10 protein-coding genes are annotated in these 15,641 nt (G+C 64.1%); 3 read left to right on the top strand and 7 right to left on the bottom strand.

The annotated features are described in order from the left end of the window. Positions 1-67: 67 nt before the first annotated feature. Positions 68-1,093: an aldo/keto reductase gene (locus tag BMX85_RS02795; RefSeq protein ID WP_090314151.1), complete on the top strand. Its 1,026-nt coding sequence runs from the start codon at positions 68-70 to the stop codon at positions 1,091-1,093. Here the strand turns inward: BMX85_RS02795 and BMX85_RS02790 are convergent, their stop codons facing one another. The 4 genes from BMX85_RS02790 to BMX85_RS02775 form a co-directional block, all read right to left on the bottom strand. Then, positions 1,094-3,181: a TonB-dependent receptor gene (locus BMX85_RS02790; RefSeq protein ID WP_090314150.1), complete on the bottom strand. Its 2,088-nt coding sequence runs from the start codon at positions 3,179-3,181 to the stop codon at positions 1,094-1,096. It lies immediately after the preceding gene. Next, the gene (locus BMX85_RS02785) at positions 3,123-3,617 is read right to left on the bottom strand and encodes a DUF6702 family protein (protein WP_090314149.1); all 495 of its coding nucleotides are present in this window, start codon (positions 3,615-3,617) and stop codon (positions 3,123-3,125) included. The genes BMX85_RS02790 and BMX85_RS02785 overlap by 59 nt, the downstream gene beginning before the upstream one ends. Beyond that, positions 3,614-6,001 (bottom strand): M1 family metallopeptidase, encoded by a 2,388-nt coding sequence (locus tag BMX85_RS02780; RefSeq protein ID WP_090314148.1) that lies wholly within the window; start codon positions 5,999-6,001, stop codon positions 3,614-3,616. Before BMX85_RS02780 ends, BMX85_RS02785 begins: the two co-directional genes overlap by 4 nt. Positions 6,002-6,145: 144 nt before the next feature. Further along, complete coding sequence (locus tag BMX85_RS02775) at positions 6,146-7,684, bottom strand: carboxylesterase/lipase family protein (protein WP_090314147.1); 1,539 nt, start codon at positions 7,682-7,684, stop codon at positions 6,146-6,148. 192 nt (positions 7,685-7,876) lie between these two features. Here BMX85_RS02775 and BMX85_RS02770 point away from each other — a divergent pair, with 192 nt between their 5' ends. Next, on the top strand, positions 7,877-8,245 hold the full coding sequence (locus BMX85_RS02770) for a response regulator (protein WP_090314146.1): 369 nt from the start codon (positions 7,877-7,879) through the stop codon (positions 8,243-8,245). Between the two features lie 9 nt (positions 8,246-8,254). Here the strand turns inward: BMX85_RS02770 and BMX85_RS02765 are convergent, their stop codons facing one another. From BMX85_RS02765 to BMX85_RS02755, 3 genes are all read right to left on the bottom strand, one after another. After that, positions 8,255-9,931: an alkaline phosphatase family protein gene (locus tag BMX85_RS02765; protein ID WP_090314145.1), complete on the bottom strand. Its 1,677-nt coding sequence runs from the start codon at positions 9,929-9,931 to the stop codon at positions 8,255-8,257. Positions 9,932-10,132: 201 nt separating this feature from the next. Continuing rightward, complete coding sequence (locus BMX85_RS02760; RefSeq protein ID WP_090314144.1) at positions 10,133-13,723, bottom strand: pectinesterase family protein; 3,591 nt, start codon at positions 13,721-13,723, stop codon at positions 10,133-10,135. A 29-nt stretch (positions 13,724-13,752) separates the two neighbouring features. Next, the gene (locus BMX85_RS02755) at positions 13,753-14,358 is read right to left on the bottom strand and encodes a PEP-CTERM sorting domain-containing protein (protein WP_090314143.1); all 606 of its coding nucleotides are present in this window, start codon (positions 14,356-14,358) and stop codon (positions 13,753-13,755) included. A gap of 571 nt (positions 14,359-14,929) precedes the next feature. Here BMX85_RS02755 and BMX85_RS02750 point away from each other — a divergent pair. Next, on the top strand, positions 14,930-15,424 hold the full coding sequence (locus tag BMX85_RS02750) for a hypothetical protein (protein WP_229210259.1): 495 nt from the start codon (positions 14,930-14,932) through the stop codon (positions 15,422-15,424). The last annotated feature ends 217 nt before the right edge of the window (positions 15,425-15,641 follow it).

The following is a 15,641-nucleotide window of genomic DNA, read 5'->3' as shown; positions in this document are numbered from 1 at the left end:
TCCGCGCTACAATCGGGAACCAACGCGCCACCTTGCCGTGGCGCGTTTCACGTTCTGGAGGGTAGCCATGAATCACAATCGTTTAGGAAAATCCGGTTTGCGCGTGCCGGAGCTCAGTTTTGGCACGGCGACTTTTGGAGGCGGCAACGACTTCTTCAAAGCCTGGGGCAGCACCGATGCCGGCGGCGCTTCGCGCCTGATCGATGTATGCCTTGAACACGGCGTGTCGATGTTCGACACCGCCGACGTCTATTCGGATGGCCTGGCGGAGGAAGTGCTGGGCCAAGCCATCAAGGGCAAGCGCAACCGCCTGCTCATCTCCACCAAGGTCACTTTCCCCACCGGCGGCGGCGCCAACGATTTCGGCTCCTCGCGCCAGCATTTGATCGATGCCGTCGACAACTGCCTGCGGCGCCTGGGTGTCGAGCATGTCGACCTGCTGCAGCTGCACGGCCAGGACAACAACACGCCGGTCGAAGAGACGCTGTCGACGCTGGACCAGCTGGTCCGCGACGGCAAGGTGCGCTACATCGGCGGCTCCAACTTCTCCGGCTGGCACATGATGAAATCGCTGGCGGTGTCGGACCGCTACGGCTATCCGCGCCACGTCGCGCACCAGATCTACTACTCGCTGCTGAACCGCGACTACGAATGGGAGCTGATGCCGCTGGGCGAGGATCAGGGCGTCGGCGCGATGGTCTGGAGCCCGCTGGGCTGGGGCAAGCTGACCGGGAAGATCCGGCGCGGACAGCCGGCCAAGCCGGGCACCCGCGCACACGACATCGCCGGCACCGGCCCGCATTTCGAGGAGGAGCGCCTGTTCCGCATCGTCGACGCGCTGGACGTGGTGGCCGAACAAACCGGCAAGACCGTGCCGCAGGTGGCGCTGAACTGGCTGCTGGGGAAGCAGACCATCTCCAGCGTCATCATCGGCGCGCGCGACGAACAGCAACTGATCGATAACATCGGCGCCACCGGCTGGCGTTTGAGCCCGGAGCAGAACGCGCTGCTGGAAGCGGCCAGCGACGTGTCGCCGGCCTATCCGGTGTGGCACCAGCGCGGCTTCCCGATGCTGAACGAGCGCGCCGGCTGATTAGAAGGTCTTGAGCAGCGTCGCCCGCAGCGAGCGCGATTCGATGGGGTGGAAATGGATGTCGGTCACCGGCTCCGCTTCGCCCCTCAACTGCGAGGCGTAGTAGTAATCGATGGCGGAATCGCGGCGGTTGGTCAGGTTGAACGCCTCTAGTTCCAGCGACAGGTCGGGGGCGATCTTCCAGCCCAGGCGGCCGTTCAGGGTCATGCTGGAATTGGAGCGTACGCTGTTGTCTTCGATCAGCGGACGCGGACCGAAGTAGCGCAGCTTCAGCGAACCGGAAAACGGCCCGCCATTATCGACAGTCACCGCCAGCTGGCCGGTCCCCTCGATCGCTCCGGAGATGCGGTTGCCATCCGGCGCTTCGCCGCGCGTGCGCGCGCGCGCATAGGCCAAATCCAGGTCGACCGACAGCCATTTGAGCGGCTTGTAGTAGTTCGACAATTCCACGCCGTAGCGGCGGCTCGGTGGCCCCGCCTCGGTGGTGCCGGCGTCGCCGACAAAGGTCAGCTCGGAATCGAAATCCAGGCGGTAGATCGAGAACGACGACTGCAGGCCTGGAAGCCAGGTGCTGCGCGCGCCCAACTCCATGCCGCGTGAACGCACCAACGGCGAGACCCTGCCGGTCGCCAGTCCGGTTTTCGGATCGATGGCGATCGTGGCGCCGCGCGCGTCGTTGCTGTGGAAGCCGATGCCGATATTGGCGTACAGCTCGGCCGTCTTCCACGGCCCGTAGATAACGCTAAGGCTAGGGCTGGCCAGGTGTTCGTCGGCGGTGCCGGAGTTGGCCGCCAGATCGCTGCCCACGTCGAAGCGGTAGCCATCGATACGCGCGCCGGCCACCGTGCGCCATGCGTCGTTCCAGCGCGTGCTGTTCTCGATGAACAGGCCGGCGCTGGACTCGACGATGTGGTCCTGGCGCGTGGTGGAGACGCGTTGGCGCGCCTGCGTGTTGTACAAACCATTGAAGATATTATCGTTCTGCAGTTGCAGGCCGATGGTGGTCTCGCTGTTCCAGCCCTCGCCGTGCTGGTGCCAGCTATGGCTCGCATTCAGGCCGCTGGTCACGCGCTTGTCCGGCTGCGCGAACTGGTCGCCACGTACCGGATCGTCCATGAAGTAGGTGAAATTGGAGAACAGGTCCAACTGGTTGGCGATGATGTAGGCGTTGACCTTGGAGGAACTATCCTGCGTCGTGCGGCGCCACGCGCCCGATAGGCTGTAGCGGTGCGCCTCGCCGCCGTCGGTCGGGTCGATGGCGCCGTAGCGGCCGATCTGTCCGTCCCGCACCGCGCGCAGCGGAATCTGGTCGGTGGCGTTCCAGTCCGCGCGGTACGCCATCAAACCGATATTGAAGCCGTTGTTGGCGTAGCCTTCGCTGTAGCGCAGCACCGCGTTGAGCTTTTGATAGTTGTCCGGATTTTCGAACGGTCCGTCGTTGTGCAGCACTTCCAGCGCGTACAGCAGGCTGCCGCGCGGCAGTTCGACGGAATCCGCGAGCAGCGCGCGGCCATAGCCGTTCTGGCCGGCCGATACGCTGGCAAGGCCTTGCGTCAGCCGGTTGGCGTACACCACCGATGCCGCGCCGGCGGAGGCGAAGTCGCCGTCCTCGGCGGAGTAGGGGCCTTTTTTGTAATCGAGCCGCACCGCCAGTTCCGGTATCAGGAAATTGAGATCGGTCCAACCCTGGCCGTGCGCGTGGCTGCGCTGGTTGACCGGCATGTCGTCGACGGTGGTGCGCAGGTCGGTGCCGTGGTCCAGATTGAAGCCGCGCAGGTAGAACTGATTGGCCTTGCCTTCGCCGCTATGCTGGCTGACGATCAGGCCGGGCATCGCTTCCAGCAGTTCGCCCGGACGGTAGACGGTGCGAGCCGCCAGCTCCTTTTGCGACACGCTGCCGGCGCTGGCGGCATCGGCGACGCCTAACTGGTTGGCGCGCGAACCGTCGATGGTCACCCTTTGCAGCAGTTCGTCGGCGTGGGCCGGTGCGTGGAAGGCGATCGTCGCCAGCGCCAGCGGGATCAGACGCTTAGCGCACGGTTTGATCGATGTGGTCTTGATCGAAAATGAGGGTTTGGATGGCGCCATCTGTTTGCAGGTTCACTGTGTTCTTTTGCGAAGGCAGGAAGTCTATCAGCAGAAGGTTGTGAATGCGAGTGCCGGGTTTGAGTCTGGTGCCGGCGATCTCCTGGAAGATGACGACGCTGTCGGCGTCGGCCTTCACGCCGATCCATTGCAGCGGCAGCCGCTGGTTATCCGGGCCGGCGAGCTGGAACTGCTTTTCGACGTAGCGGCGCAGCGGTTGTTCGCTGTCCGCCTGGCCCAGGTCGAAACTGCGGCCGTACAGATTGGCGAGCAAGGTGGAGACATCGTGCGACGTATAGGTGTGTACGATTTCGGTGTTGCCGGTGCGCTCGTTGTAGCTGATATCGGCTATGCCCATGTGAAAATTGTGGGCGCCGGCCGCCGTGCCGGCGAATGCCAGCACGGCCAAGGCCAACGAGCGTAGGGCGCGCGGGGTCATTCGTCCGCCGCGTCCTTGTTGTCGTCGTCCGCTTTGCCGGACTTGTCACCCTTGACCTTGAGCGGGGTATTGAAGTCGCGCATCAGGTTATTGCGGTCACGTTCGGTCTTGAACAGCTCCACGCGCGACTGCGTCAGCTTGCGCGGCCAGGCATTGTTGCTGGTGTCGATATCGGCGGTCTCCCAGTACGGGTCCTGCGTCAGGCCGACCATCGGCTCGTCGGTGACGATCAACTTGGTGATCTTCTTCGGCGAGAAGCGCCATACTTCGGCGGGAACGCGCTCGATGTACTTCTTGCCGCTCTTGAGTTCAATCTCCAGCACCAGCGGCATGACCAGGCCACCGATGTTCGAGAAGTCCACCAGGTACAGGTGCTTGCCCTGGTCGAGCAGCTTCTTCTCCCACGGCTCCAGCTTCCCGACCGCCTCCGCGTAGCTGTTGCGGTCCTTGTTGGTGACGGTGAACTCGTCATGCTCGTTGTAGAAGTCCTTTAGCTCCGGATGGCTGTCAAGGCGCTTCGGCATCGCCTTGTTCAACTGCTGCGAAACAGAAATCGGCTCCGCCTCTTTCTGCGCCTTCTTCCAGGCCTTTTCCTTTTCCGGGTCCTTGGTGCTCACGCCGTATTCGCTGATGCCGTCGACGCTGATGTCGACCGCGTCGGTGGTGTAGAACCAGCCGCGCCAGAACCAGTCCAGATCCGTGCCGGAGGCGTCTTCCATCGTGCGGAAGAAATCGGCCGGGGTGGGGCGCTTGAACTTCCAGCGGCTGGCGTATTCCTTGAAGGCGTAATCGAACAGCTCACGTCCGAGAATGGTCTCGCGCAGGATATTGAGCGCGGTGGCCGGCTTGGCGTAGGCGTTGTTCCCGAATTGAAGCAGCGACTCCGAGTTGGTCATGATCGGCACCTGGTTCCGGCTGCGCATGTAATCGACGATGTTGCGCGGCTCGCCCCGGCGCGACGGGTAGTTTTGTTCCCACGCCTGCTCTGCCAGATACTGTACGAAGGTGTTAAGCCCTTCATCCATCCAGGTCCACTGGCGCTCGTCCGAGTTGATGATCATCGGGTAGTAGTTGTGGCCCACCTCGTGGATGATCACGCCGATCAGGCCATACTTGGTCTGCTGCGACCAGGTCAGCGCGCCGGTCTTCTTGTCCTTGGTCGGACGCGGACCGTTGAACGAGATCATCGGGTATTCCATGCCGCCCACCGGACCGTTGACCGAGATCGCCGCAGGGTAGGGGTAGTCGAAGCTGTACTTGTTGTACTGCTCGATGGTATGGATGATGGCCTGGGTGCTGTACTGGCCCCACAGCGGATTGCCTTCCTTCGGATAGTAGGACATCGCCATCACGTTGGTGCCGTCCTTTTTGTAGCCTTGCGCGTCCCAGATAAACTTGCGGCTCGACGCCCACGCGAAGTCGCGCACGTTGGCGGCCTTGTAGTGCCAGGTCTTGGTGGCGGTGCTGACGGATTTCTCGGCCTTTTCCGCTTCCTCCTGGGTGACGATGAGCACCGGCTTGGTGGCGGTCTTCGCCTTGGCCAGGCGGTCGCGCTGCGCCGCGCTCAGCACCTCGCCGGGATTTTGCAGGTCGCCGGTGGAGGCCACCACGTGGTCGGCCGGCACCGTCAGCTGGACGTCGTAGTCGCCGAATTCCAGCGTGAACTCGCCGGCGCCGAGGAACTGCTTGTGCTGCCAGCCCGTCACGTCGTAGTAGGCCGCCATGCGCGGGAACCACTGGGCGATTTCGAACAGGTCGTTCTTGTCTTCCTCGAAGCTCTCGTAGCCGGAGCGCCCGCCCAGCACTTTTTGTTCGTTGATGTTGTAGGACCAGTCGATATTGAAGGCGTAGCTCTGGCCCGGCTTCAAAGGTGTCGGCAGGTCGATGCGCATCATCGTGCGGTTGATGACGTATTTCAGCGGCTGGCCGCCGGCGCTCACGCTCTTGATCTTGAAGCCGCCGTCGAAGTCGCGGCCGGCCAGCACGCCGCGCAGGCCTTCGAACTTGTAGCTGTCGTTCGCGGTCGGCGGCTTGGCCCACGCCTCGCGCGACGGCTGCGTCAACATCATGCGCGCGTCGGAGTCCTTTTTGAAGATGTTCTGGTCCAGCTGCACCCACAGGTAGTTCAGCGTGTCGGGCGACTTGTTGTGGTAGCGGATTTGCTCGCTGCCGGTGAGAGAGCGTTTGGCTTCGTCGAGGGTGGCGCGGATGGTGTAGTCCGCGCGCTGCTGCCAGTAGGCGGCGCCGGGGGCGCCGGAGGCGGTGCGGTAGGTGTTCGCGCTGGGGAGAACCTCGTCCAGCTGGCGGAACTTGTCCTCGAAAGGTTCGGCCGCGAAGGCGGACACCGTAAAGCAAATGGCGACGAAGCCGAATGTTTTGCGCATATTCTGTGTTCCTGATCTTTGTCAGAAGAAAAGAAACTAGTGTATCGCAACTTCTTAAAGTATCACCGGCAGATACAATAAAATACAATCGATGATACGGTTTATATTATTTACATGAACCGCTTTTGCCGCCGCCGGCCCTGGTCAGTGTTTTTTTTGCATCTCGGCGTCCTGGAACTGGAAGCGGGCGTCGTCGGTGGCGGTGACGGCGCGCGACGTCGCGTCCAGGTGCATCAGGCGGGAACCCGCGCCGCTGCTGGCGCGCGGCCATTCCGGCAGGCCGGCGCCATTCGGATTGCCGGTCTTGATGAAGTTGGCGAAGTAGCCTTGCATCAGTGTCGACAGCGCGCGGTCCTCGGCGCTCCACGCATACACTTTATTCCCGTCGAGGTTACCCAGGGCGTATTCTATTTCGGCCGAGTGGGCGGCGCCGGTGTCGCCGGGGCGCGGGCGGCTGTAGTAATAACGATACACCGGCTTGCCGCCGGTGCGGGCATGCGTATCGATCCACTTCCACGTGCCGTAGACGATGAAGCCATCGCTGGCCAGCTCCGTTGCCGCCTGTTTCACGTCGCCGGCGTAGGCGAGACGCGCGGCGCCGGCCTGGTCGCCGTAGAATTTTTTCAGCACTGCGTTGAAGTTTTCTTCTGTTGGCTCGGTGTCGCCCAGCACCTGCTTGTAGTGGCCCTCGTGCGAGTTCCAGCCGGCCAGCAGCGGCACCTTGGCCTGTTCGCCGGCGGCGTACATCGCGCCCGGCGCGCGTGGCAGCACGTAGCCGTCCCGGGTCGCGCTGAACCATGGCGCGCCCGGCTGGCGCAGCGTCTCGAGCAGTTGCTGCGCCGGCAGCGCGCGCAGCGCGGCCAGGGTCGGCGCGCCGATGTTCTCGGCGAAGGCGGCGCCGGCTTTTTCGGCGTCGGCCAGTGCCGGTGGCGGGTTCATGCCGAGCAGCGAGCCGCTTTCGCCGATGGCGCCGGCGATCAATCCCTTCGACAACGGCGAAATCATCTGCGCGCTGACCGACCACGAACCGGCCGATTCGCCGGCGATGGTCACGCGCGAGGGATCGCCGCCGAAGGCCGCGATATTGTCTTTCACCCATTTCAGCGCCGCCGCCTGGTCCATCAGGCCGTAATTGCCGGATGCCTTGTTGGGCGACTCGGCGCTCAGTTCCGGGTGCGCCAGGAAGCCGAACACGTTGAGACGGTAGTTGACGGTCAGCGTGACGATGCCCTTGGCGGCCATGGCCTCGCCGTCGTAGCGCGGCTCGGAGCCGTCGCCGGTGGCCAGGCCGCCGCCGTAGAAGTACACCAGCACCGGCAGCTTCGCCTTCGGCGACTTGGCTGGTGTCCAGACATTCAGGTACAGGCAGTCCTCGCTCATGCCGTTGGAGCGGAACACCATGTCGCTAAACAGCGGCAGTTGCATGCCGCGCGGGCCGAAGTGGTCGGCCTTGCGCACGCCCGTCCACTTCTGCGCCGGCTGCGGCGCCTTCCAGCGCAAATCGCCCACCGGCGGCGCGGCGAACGGGATGCCTTTATACGATGTCACGCCGGACGCCTCCAGCGTGCCTTGCACCACGCCGGTGGCGGTGGTGGCGCGCGGCGCCCCGGCCGCCGCCGCGTACACGGTCAGGGAAGAGGTGAAAACGCCGAAGGCGATCAGCAGCAAACCGAATTTGTTCATGTCTTTTGTGGCCCGGAAGGAAAGAGTGGCAACTATAGCTGGAAGCCCTTCCATTGGCGACCGATTTTCGAGGTCACGGCCGTTCGGCCAAGGTGCGTTAGCGAACATACATTGCGTATAGGCATTGTTAGGATGACTTATCGAACCCATCGAACTCATCAATAACGCGAACTCATCATTAACGAGGCAAACATGGCAAACGCAAATCAAGTACTGGTCGTCGACGACAATGTCGATGTGGTGGAGTCGTTATCGGCGCTGCTGCAGTGCCACGGCTACCAGACATCGGCTGCGCATAACGGTTACGAGGCGTGCGACTCGGTGCGCGACGCGATGCCGAAGGCGATCATCATGGATTTGGGGATGCCTTGGATGGATGGTTTCGGCGCGGTGCGGGCGATTCGCCGCATGCCCGGCACAGAGGCCTTGCCGATTATCGCGTTGAGCGGCTCGGCCGACAGCGAGTCGGCGCGCAAGGCGATGGCGGCCGGCTTCAGCCACCATTTTTCCAAGCCGCTCAATTTCGAGCATTTGAACCAGTATTTGGCCAGCCTGAATTAGGCCTCTGACTTAACGCAGGGTCTCGGTCAACACCCGGCCCTCGGCGCCGGCCGGTGGGCGAACGCGCAGGATGTTGGCCAGGGTGGGCGCGATGTCGACGACCTCGGCGTACTGGCCGTAGTTCCCCGGCTTGATCCAGCGTTTGCCCATGATCAGCAGCGGCACATTGGTGTCATACGCGTACGGCGAACCGTGCGTGGTGCCGGTGTCGCCGTAGCCGAAGTACCAGTACGGCTTCGTCACCACCAGCAGATCGCCCGACGATTCGCGGTTCCAGGCGCGGCGCATCAAAGTCGCCATGCGCGTGCCTTGCACCGCGCCGCTCTCGAACTGCGTGCGGGTGAAGACGTCGGCGATGCCTTTTTGCTGCAGCAGGAATTGCGCGGCGGTGTTTTCCACATCCGCACGACGCAGGCCGCTCTTTTCGATCTGCTCGTAGTCCAGGTGCACGCTAGGCAGCGACCACGCGGTCAGCAGCTTGGCGCCGCCGAATTTATCCGACAGGTGCTTGCCCAGGTCCTTCATCAACTGGTCGCCCTTGATGCGCTGCGCGTCCAGATGACGCGATTGCGAGAATTCGGCGGTGTTGGCGAATCCATGGTCGGCCGTCAGCACCACCAGCACATTGTCCATTCCCACCCGCTTGTCCAGGTAATTGAAGAACTGCGCCAGCATGCGGTCGACCCGCTGCAGGTGGTCGTGCGACAGCTTGCTCTCCGGGCCGAAGGCGTGGTTCACGTAGTCGTGCGCCGACAGGCTCACACCCAGCAGGTCCGGCACGCCGTCTGGATTGCGTCCTAGGTTTTCGCCTTCGATCGCGGCCTGCGCGAAGTCCAGGGTCAGCTGGTCGAGGAACGGACCGGTTTTCAGGTTGTTGTAGTAGCCGGCGTCGGTTTTGCCGCTCTCGCTGTAGTAGGTGTACGGCAGGCGGTTATGGCCACCCGGCTTGGCCGGGGTCAGCTCCTCGCTGGCGTCGCCGGCATACGCCGATTCCGGCAGCAGCGGCGCCCACGCCTTGCCGTAGTAGCGGTCCTGAGGCTTGGCCGTTTGGTATGTCTGCACCCAAGCCGGGTGGGACTTCATATAAAAGGTGCTGCTGGCGAAATTGCCGGTTTGTTCCATGTACATGTACGCGGTGCCGGTTTTACCCGCCAGCAGAATCGCGCCCCGGTCCTTGCCCGAGACGGCGACCACCTTGCTGCGGTTGCCCGTGGCGTAGCGCAGCTGGTCGCCCAGCGTGTCGACCCGCAGCTTGGTCGGCGCGGTGCCGTCGCTCGGATCGGTGTGCTCGCCGATGTAGGTGTAGTTGGTGTCCTCGGTGCAGTAGACCGATTTTTTGGTGACCGGATCGATCCAGTTATTGCCGATGATGCCGTGGACGTAAGGGTAGGCGCCGGTCAGCACGGCGCTGTGGCCGATCGCGGTGACGGTGACGCCGTGCGCCTGGTGCGCGTTGCTGAACGACGCGCCCTGGTCCAGCAGGCGGCGCAAGCCGCCCTCGCCGAATTGGTCGCGGTAGCGCTGCACCTGTTCATTCGGCAGCCCGTCGACCACCAGCACCACGACCAGCTTGGGCTGGGCGCTGGCGGAAGTGGCCTTGGCGGCCGGCGCGGCGATGGCGCCGGCGTGCAGGGCGAAACAGGTGGTCGCGATCGCGAGTACGGGCAGGGACAATTTCTTCGTCATGTTGGGTCGTCGTCAGGTGAGAAGGTTAGCAAAAGCGGTTAGCAAAAGCGGTTGGTAAAACCGAATAGCCTATCATGCGCCCCGGTATGCTACCTGATTCTTATGACTATGACATGACAGTTTGAAGGCCGCGGCTCGAAGGCCGGGCTTGGGCGGGGCGCGGCCTTCAATCCGGCGCCGGCGCGGCGCCGTCGCTGACCGCTATGGTTGCGGATCCCAACCGGCGCCACCGTTCCACGCCGAGAACACCAGCGCGCGGTTGGCGAAACCGGCGGCGACGTCGGAGGCGCTCAGTTGGAAGCCGCCCACGCGTGCCGCGAGGTTGATCGGATCGCCGCCCAGGGTGGTGCTGCCGTATTCGCGCCAGCCGCTGGCCGCCGTCGGCGTCGCCGGATTGGGCGCGGGCTGGCCGTTGACACCCGCGCCGGCCCATCCCGCCGCGGCGACGTGCGTATCCATCTTGGTGTTGACGAAGGCGATGTTGTCCCAGGTGGCGGTGCCGCCGGGGCTGCGCGCCAGCCAGGTGGCGCCGTCCGGCACGTCGCCGTGCAGCGGGCCCGGACCGGGACCGTGCGTCAGGCGGCTGTTGAGGAAGACAAAGCCTTTGTCGGTGGCGTTGGGCACGCGCGCCTGCAGGATGTAGCCGCCGCCGGTGGCGCTGGTGGTGTCGCCGACGGAGCGGATTTCGCTTTCCTCGAACAGGGCGGCGCGGCTGCCGCCCCAGATGAAGTCCACATTGCCGGCCACCAGAGTGCGGTAAAACCAGGCGTATCCCTTCAGGTTCAACGTATCCTGCTCGCTGAAAAAGGCGGCGTTCTTCGCCGCCAGCCGGCCGTTGTCGCTGTTGAAGTAGATCGCCTCCGCCTGGGCCGAGATGGTGCTCGAACGCAGTGTGGTGTTCCGCAGCGTGATCGAATCGAGGGTCAGCATGTCCGTCGCTTCCACCAGCATCACCGAGCGGCCGCCCGATGTCGCCGAGCTGTCTGGCGACTGGCTGGCGCCGGTGCCGCTATTCAGGCTGTCGTAGTTGGTGTACTGGATGACGGCGCCGTCGCGGCTTTCGCCGGCGATGCTGACGTTGTTCTTGCCCCGCAGGTAAAGCAGTTCCGTGTACGTACCGTTGCGCACCTTGATGGTCAGCGGATCGTTGGCCGCCACGTCTTTCATGGCGTAGTTGAGCGCCGCCTGCACGGTGGCGAAGTCGGCGTCGTCGGCCGCGCCCACGGTCACGCTGGCGCTACCCGGCGCCGGTCCCGTCGCGCGCGTGGTGAACGACCAGTCACCCAGTTTGCCGATGCCGACGAACGGGATGCCACCCAGCGAGGCGCCGCCGAACACGCCGTTGGAGATGGCGACATAGTACTCGGTGCCGTATTCCAGCTTGTTGCTGTGCAGTTGGATGGTCGCCGTGTTGCCGCTGATGGTGACCGGCGTGGTGTTGACCTTGCGGACCGCCGCCTGGCCGGCGTAGCCCAGCGTATCGGTCTCGCCGGACAGGCGGATGACATCGACCAGCGCGTCGTCCGCCTTGCGGAAGATGCGGATGCTGCCGCCCGCGCCCAATGTCGGCGGGTTGTCGAAGGTCAGCCTGAGCGCGGCGTCGACGTGGGCCGATGGGGCGGCGGCGGCCGGATGCGTGGCGCCGATCAGCGGATAGGCTTGCGACGGCTGCACGAACCGCGGGCTGATGGTGGCCGAGATGGTCCGCTGCAGCGTGGGGTCCGAGCCGCTGGAGACGGTGATCGTGGCGGTGCCCGCGCCGAGCGGCGTGACGGTCAAGGCGCCGCCGCTGGTGGCGACGGCGGCCACACCGGGCTTGCTGGAGGTCGCGGCGAAGGAGTCCACCGTACCATCCGGCTTGACGGCGTTGACGTTAACGGTCAACGGCGTGTCGCCCACCTCGGCGATGTAGTTCAGCGACGTAGGGTTGAGCGTCAACTGCGCCGGCTTGAGCGATGGATCGCCGATGCGCACGTCGTCGATCTGGAACGACTTGTTGGTGGTGTACAGGCCGACCAGGCCGCGCTGCGCGAAGGAGGCGTCGGAAACGGTGCCCAGCGCCTCGCCGTCCAGGTAGACGGTCAGCGCGGTGCCGATCATCTCGAAGCGCACCGTGTAGAACTGCGCGTCCATCACGATCGGCTTGCGCACCTGCTTGGGGCGCGACAAGGTGGCGTTGAGCATGCGCGCGATCTCCACTTGCGTGGTGGCGCTGGAGTTCTGCACATTCAGGCCGGCGCCATACCAGTTGGCCGCGTCCTGGTAGCGGGTGATCAGATACAGCTGCTTGTTGCCCGTCGTGCTGTTGGTCATCGGCTTGATGCGCGCCTCGACGTAGTAGTCGGCCGACGGCACGGCGCTCAACGCGGCCGGCTTGAGCAGGGCCAGCACGCCACCGGTGGAGGCGGCGGTGTACTGCATCACCATGTTGGTCGCACCGATGCTTTCGGCCTTGACGCTGAAGCTGCCGTTGGCTCCCGCGACCGGCAACAGGTTCCAGTTGGCGGTACCGCCGTTCTGGAAGTCGTCGCAGAAGTAGAGGCCCGACGGCGGGCAGTTCAGCGTGACGGTGGTGTCGGGGCTGACGTCGCCGCTGCCGCTGACGGTCGTCGACAGCTTGCCGCCGCCGGCCTGCGCCAGCGCGTTGGCCTTGACCAGCGCCAGTGGACGCGCCGCATACGCATACGGCGCGCTGAAGGCGACGCCGTTCGGCACCGAGCAGCCGGCCAGCGCGGCGCCGTTGAGCGTCGATCCGGTGTCCCTGAAGGCGCCGGGGATGGTGCCGCCTATCGGTTCGACGACGTCGTCGCAGCGCAGCGCAATTCCGCCGGCGCCGGCGCCGGCGATGTCGAACACGTTGTTATGCGACAGGATCTGCGACGCGTGGCCGACGCCGATCGAGTATTCGTGCGGGTAGACCGGATTCGCCTTGCTGCCGACGAAGTAGTTGTTGAACATGTGGATCTGGCCATAGCGCACACGCGGCGCGCGGCTGACGATGTCGCGGAAGACGTTGTTGCTGAAGCTGACGCGCAGCTTGCCGGTATCGGCGGGGTCGTTGTCGCTGGAGCCGATCAGGTTATTTTTACGGTGCTGGCCGAAGACGTTGTACGACACCGTCACGAAGTCCGACGCCTTGGTGATGTCGACCGCGCCATCGTGGCACTGCTTGATCTGGCCATTTTCGATCGGCAGCTTGTCGTCGGTCATGGCGCCGTCGGTGAAGGTGTTGTGGTCGATCCAAACGTGGTCCGACGTCGTCACGCCGATGGCGTCGAAGGCCGAATTCCAGTTGCCCAGGGCGCCGTCGTTGGGGTCCCAGACCGGGCCGACGTCGCAGGGATTGACGATTTTCAGGTTGCGCACGATGACCTGGGAGACGCCGGCGACGACGATATGGCCGTTGACGATGCCGGCGCCCGCGCCCTCGCCGATCAGGGTGGTGTTGCTGGGCAGGCGTATCAGTCCCCGGCTGGCCTGGTCGCCGGTGTTTGCGAACGGAACGCCTTCGCTCATGTCGATGGTGCCGCGCAGTTTGACGATCTTCGGGTTGGCGGCGCCGCGCCGCAGCGCCGCCAGCAGCTCGGCGCGATTGGTGGCGGTGTAGATCTGCGACGGGATCGCGGCGGAACCGCCGGCGGTGCCGCCGGCCTGGCCGGCGAAGCCGTCGGCCGGCGCGGTTTGCAGGGCGGGGTCGATGGCGGCGCCGGCGGCGGTGGCGGCCATCAGCGACAGCAGGACGGGCAGTGAACAGGACAGGCGTAACGCGGCCCTGAAGCGAGTCAGTTTCATTTGAAGCTCCTTGTTTTACACGGGCGTTGTTAGCGTGGCGAAGTATCGGTGGCGCGGGCGCGGCGGCGCGCCAGTATGCCCATGCCGGCCAGGCCGGCCATCATCATCCAGGCGGTGGCCGGTTCCGGCACCGCCGTCACCGGTCCCTGCAAGGTGATCGCGGTGGTCAGCGCGCTGAAGTCGCCGTTCCACGCCACGCCGGACAGGTCGATCGAGATGGTATGGCCGTTGACGATGCCCAGGACCGGCGCGCCGGTGGTGATGCCGGCATCGAGCACGCTGAAACCGACGATGGGCGCGGCCAGGGTGGTGCCGAAGTCGAAGGTGGCGCTGTAGGCGCCGGTGGGGAGGGCGGCGTTGTTGAAGATGGTCAGGCGGCCGTCGGGCGCGAAGTCGAACCCCAGCAGGTAGTCGCTGGTGAGGAATTCGGCGCCCGGCTCGATCGGATCGAGGCCACTGACATTGCTGCCTGCTTCATCGGCGAACAGGTGGTCGGCGCCCAGCATGCCGCCGGGCTGGCCGTTGTAGCTGGCGGCGATGATGGCGTTGTGCAGCGGATCGGCGGCCGCGTGCGCGGCGCCGGCGGCCAGCGCGAAACATGCGGCGGCCACGGCTTTGGATAGTGAGGTGTGCATTTTGTCTCCAGATATTGAGTTCAACAACGCCGGTCTTTGCCGGTCGCCGGTCGGCACACCTCGCGTATGCCGTGCCACCGCGAGGAGGGCGCGGGAAGCGCCGAGCTCTTGGCTGGTCAAAAATCTGTCGTAAAGGTCGTGTCGCGCGACGGATCGCGCGCGGGACGGCGATGTAAATTTGCCAATTCCTGTGGTTAATTCTACGGTGGTCTGACCAATCCCGCAAGGCGGACTGGCCAATAAAACAACGCCGGCAAATCGGTCGCGGATTGCTGCTATGTATAGAAACTATGGCAATCGGAAAGCGATAAATTTTGACGATAATGCGGACACTTTTTCGTGCGGAAAATCAACTATTCGGTCCCGCAGGCCGCTAAACATGGTGCCTGTTGGTAAATTTCTTGATAGAATTGTGCTGTGAGGAATCTCCCAACAGGAGTCGATAATGATTATGATAAATGCCATAGGTGGCGCTACCCGGTTTGCAGCAGTGGTTGCAGAGGCGGCGCTCGACCCGAACAAAAACCGTGATGCATCGAACGAACCGCAAAGTTTCGAGTTGAACGCTTCCGTGGCCTCATACTTGTCGCTGCCGGGGTTCAACGCGTCGACGCAGGTCGATTCCAGCGAGGCCAGCAACACGGTCACTGCCGCCGAGAAGGCCAGCGCAATGGTCAAGGCCGTGACGGAGTCGGATGACATCGGCCTGAAGGAAGCATTGAAGCAATTCGACGACGGCCTGAAACGCCTGGCCATGCGTCCCGAGACCCAGATCTTCCAGGCCAAATATGGTCTGGACAACGGCGCCGTGGAAAACCTGGTGTCGCCCGATCCGTTGCCCGGCGTGAGCGAGGACGGCGTGCTGGGCGTGACGAGCAAGGAACACGCCGCCGCCGACCTCGACAACGATGGCAAGATCAGCGAAGACGAACGCCGCCGCTATCAACTGCCGATCACTTACCGCAGCAGCGAGCGCTCGACCGACGCGCTGGCCGACGGCCCATCGGCGTTCTCGCTGACCGAAGCCAACCGCGCATACGGCGTGGTGGCGGCCGCGCTGGCCTGATCCCCACCAGTCAGTCTCCCCGAGGAGGGCTTTGCCGTTGCGGCAAGGCCCTTTTTTTTCGCGGATACGCCACCGCCGGCGGTGCCGCACGGCCAACAAAAAGACATCGCATCCAAAAAATGCGAACATGTGGTCGAATAACCATCTGATCTTGGAGCTAATTGAATACCGGGCAACGGGCGGGAGACGCTCGTCCCGGACATAACGGAGGTTTGTT

The organism is Duganella sp. CF517 (assembly GCF_900110275.1).
Classification (GTDB): domain Bacteria; phylum Pseudomonadota; class Gammaproteobacteria; order Burkholderiales; family Burkholderiaceae_D; genus Rugamonas.
This window is presented reverse-complemented; position numbering and strand designations above follow the sequence as displayed.

Excerpts from the sequence above, each read along its gene's own strand:
- BMX85_RS02795 (WP_090314151.1), top strand. The coding sequence starts at position 68 with ATGAATCACAATCGTTTAGGAAAATCCGGTTTGCGCGTGCCGGAGCTC.
- BMX85_RS02790 (WP_090314150.1), bottom strand. The coding sequence starts at position 3,181 with ATGGCGCCATCCAAACCCTCATTTTCGATCAAGACCACATCGATCAAA.
- BMX85_RS02785 (WP_090314149.1), bottom strand. The coding sequence starts at position 3,617 with ATGACCCCGCGCGCCCTACGCTCGTTGGCCTTGGCCGTGCTGGCATTC.
- BMX85_RS02780 (WP_090314148.1), bottom strand. The coding sequence starts at position 6,001 with ATGCGCAAAACATTCGGCTTCGTCGCCATTTGCTTTACGGTGTCCGCC.
- BMX85_RS02775 (WP_090314147.1), bottom strand. The coding sequence starts at position 7,684 with ATGAACAAATTCGGTTTGCTGCTGATCGCCTTCGGCGTTTTCACCTCT.
- BMX85_RS02770 (WP_090314146.1), top strand. The coding sequence starts at position 7,877 with ATGGCAAACGCAAATCAAGTACTGGTCGTCGACGACAATGTCGATGTG.
- BMX85_RS02765 (WP_090314145.1), bottom strand. The coding sequence starts at position 9,931 with ATGACGAAGAAATTGTCCCTGCCCGTACTCGCGATCGCGACCACCTGT.
- BMX85_RS02760 (WP_090314144.1), bottom strand. The coding sequence starts at position 13,723 with ATGAAACTGACTCGCTTCAGGGCCGCGTTACGCCTGTCCTGTTCACTG.
- BMX85_RS02755 (WP_090314143.1), bottom strand. The coding sequence starts at position 14,358 with ATGCACACCTCACTATCCAAAGCCGTGGCCGCCGCATGTTTCGCGCTG.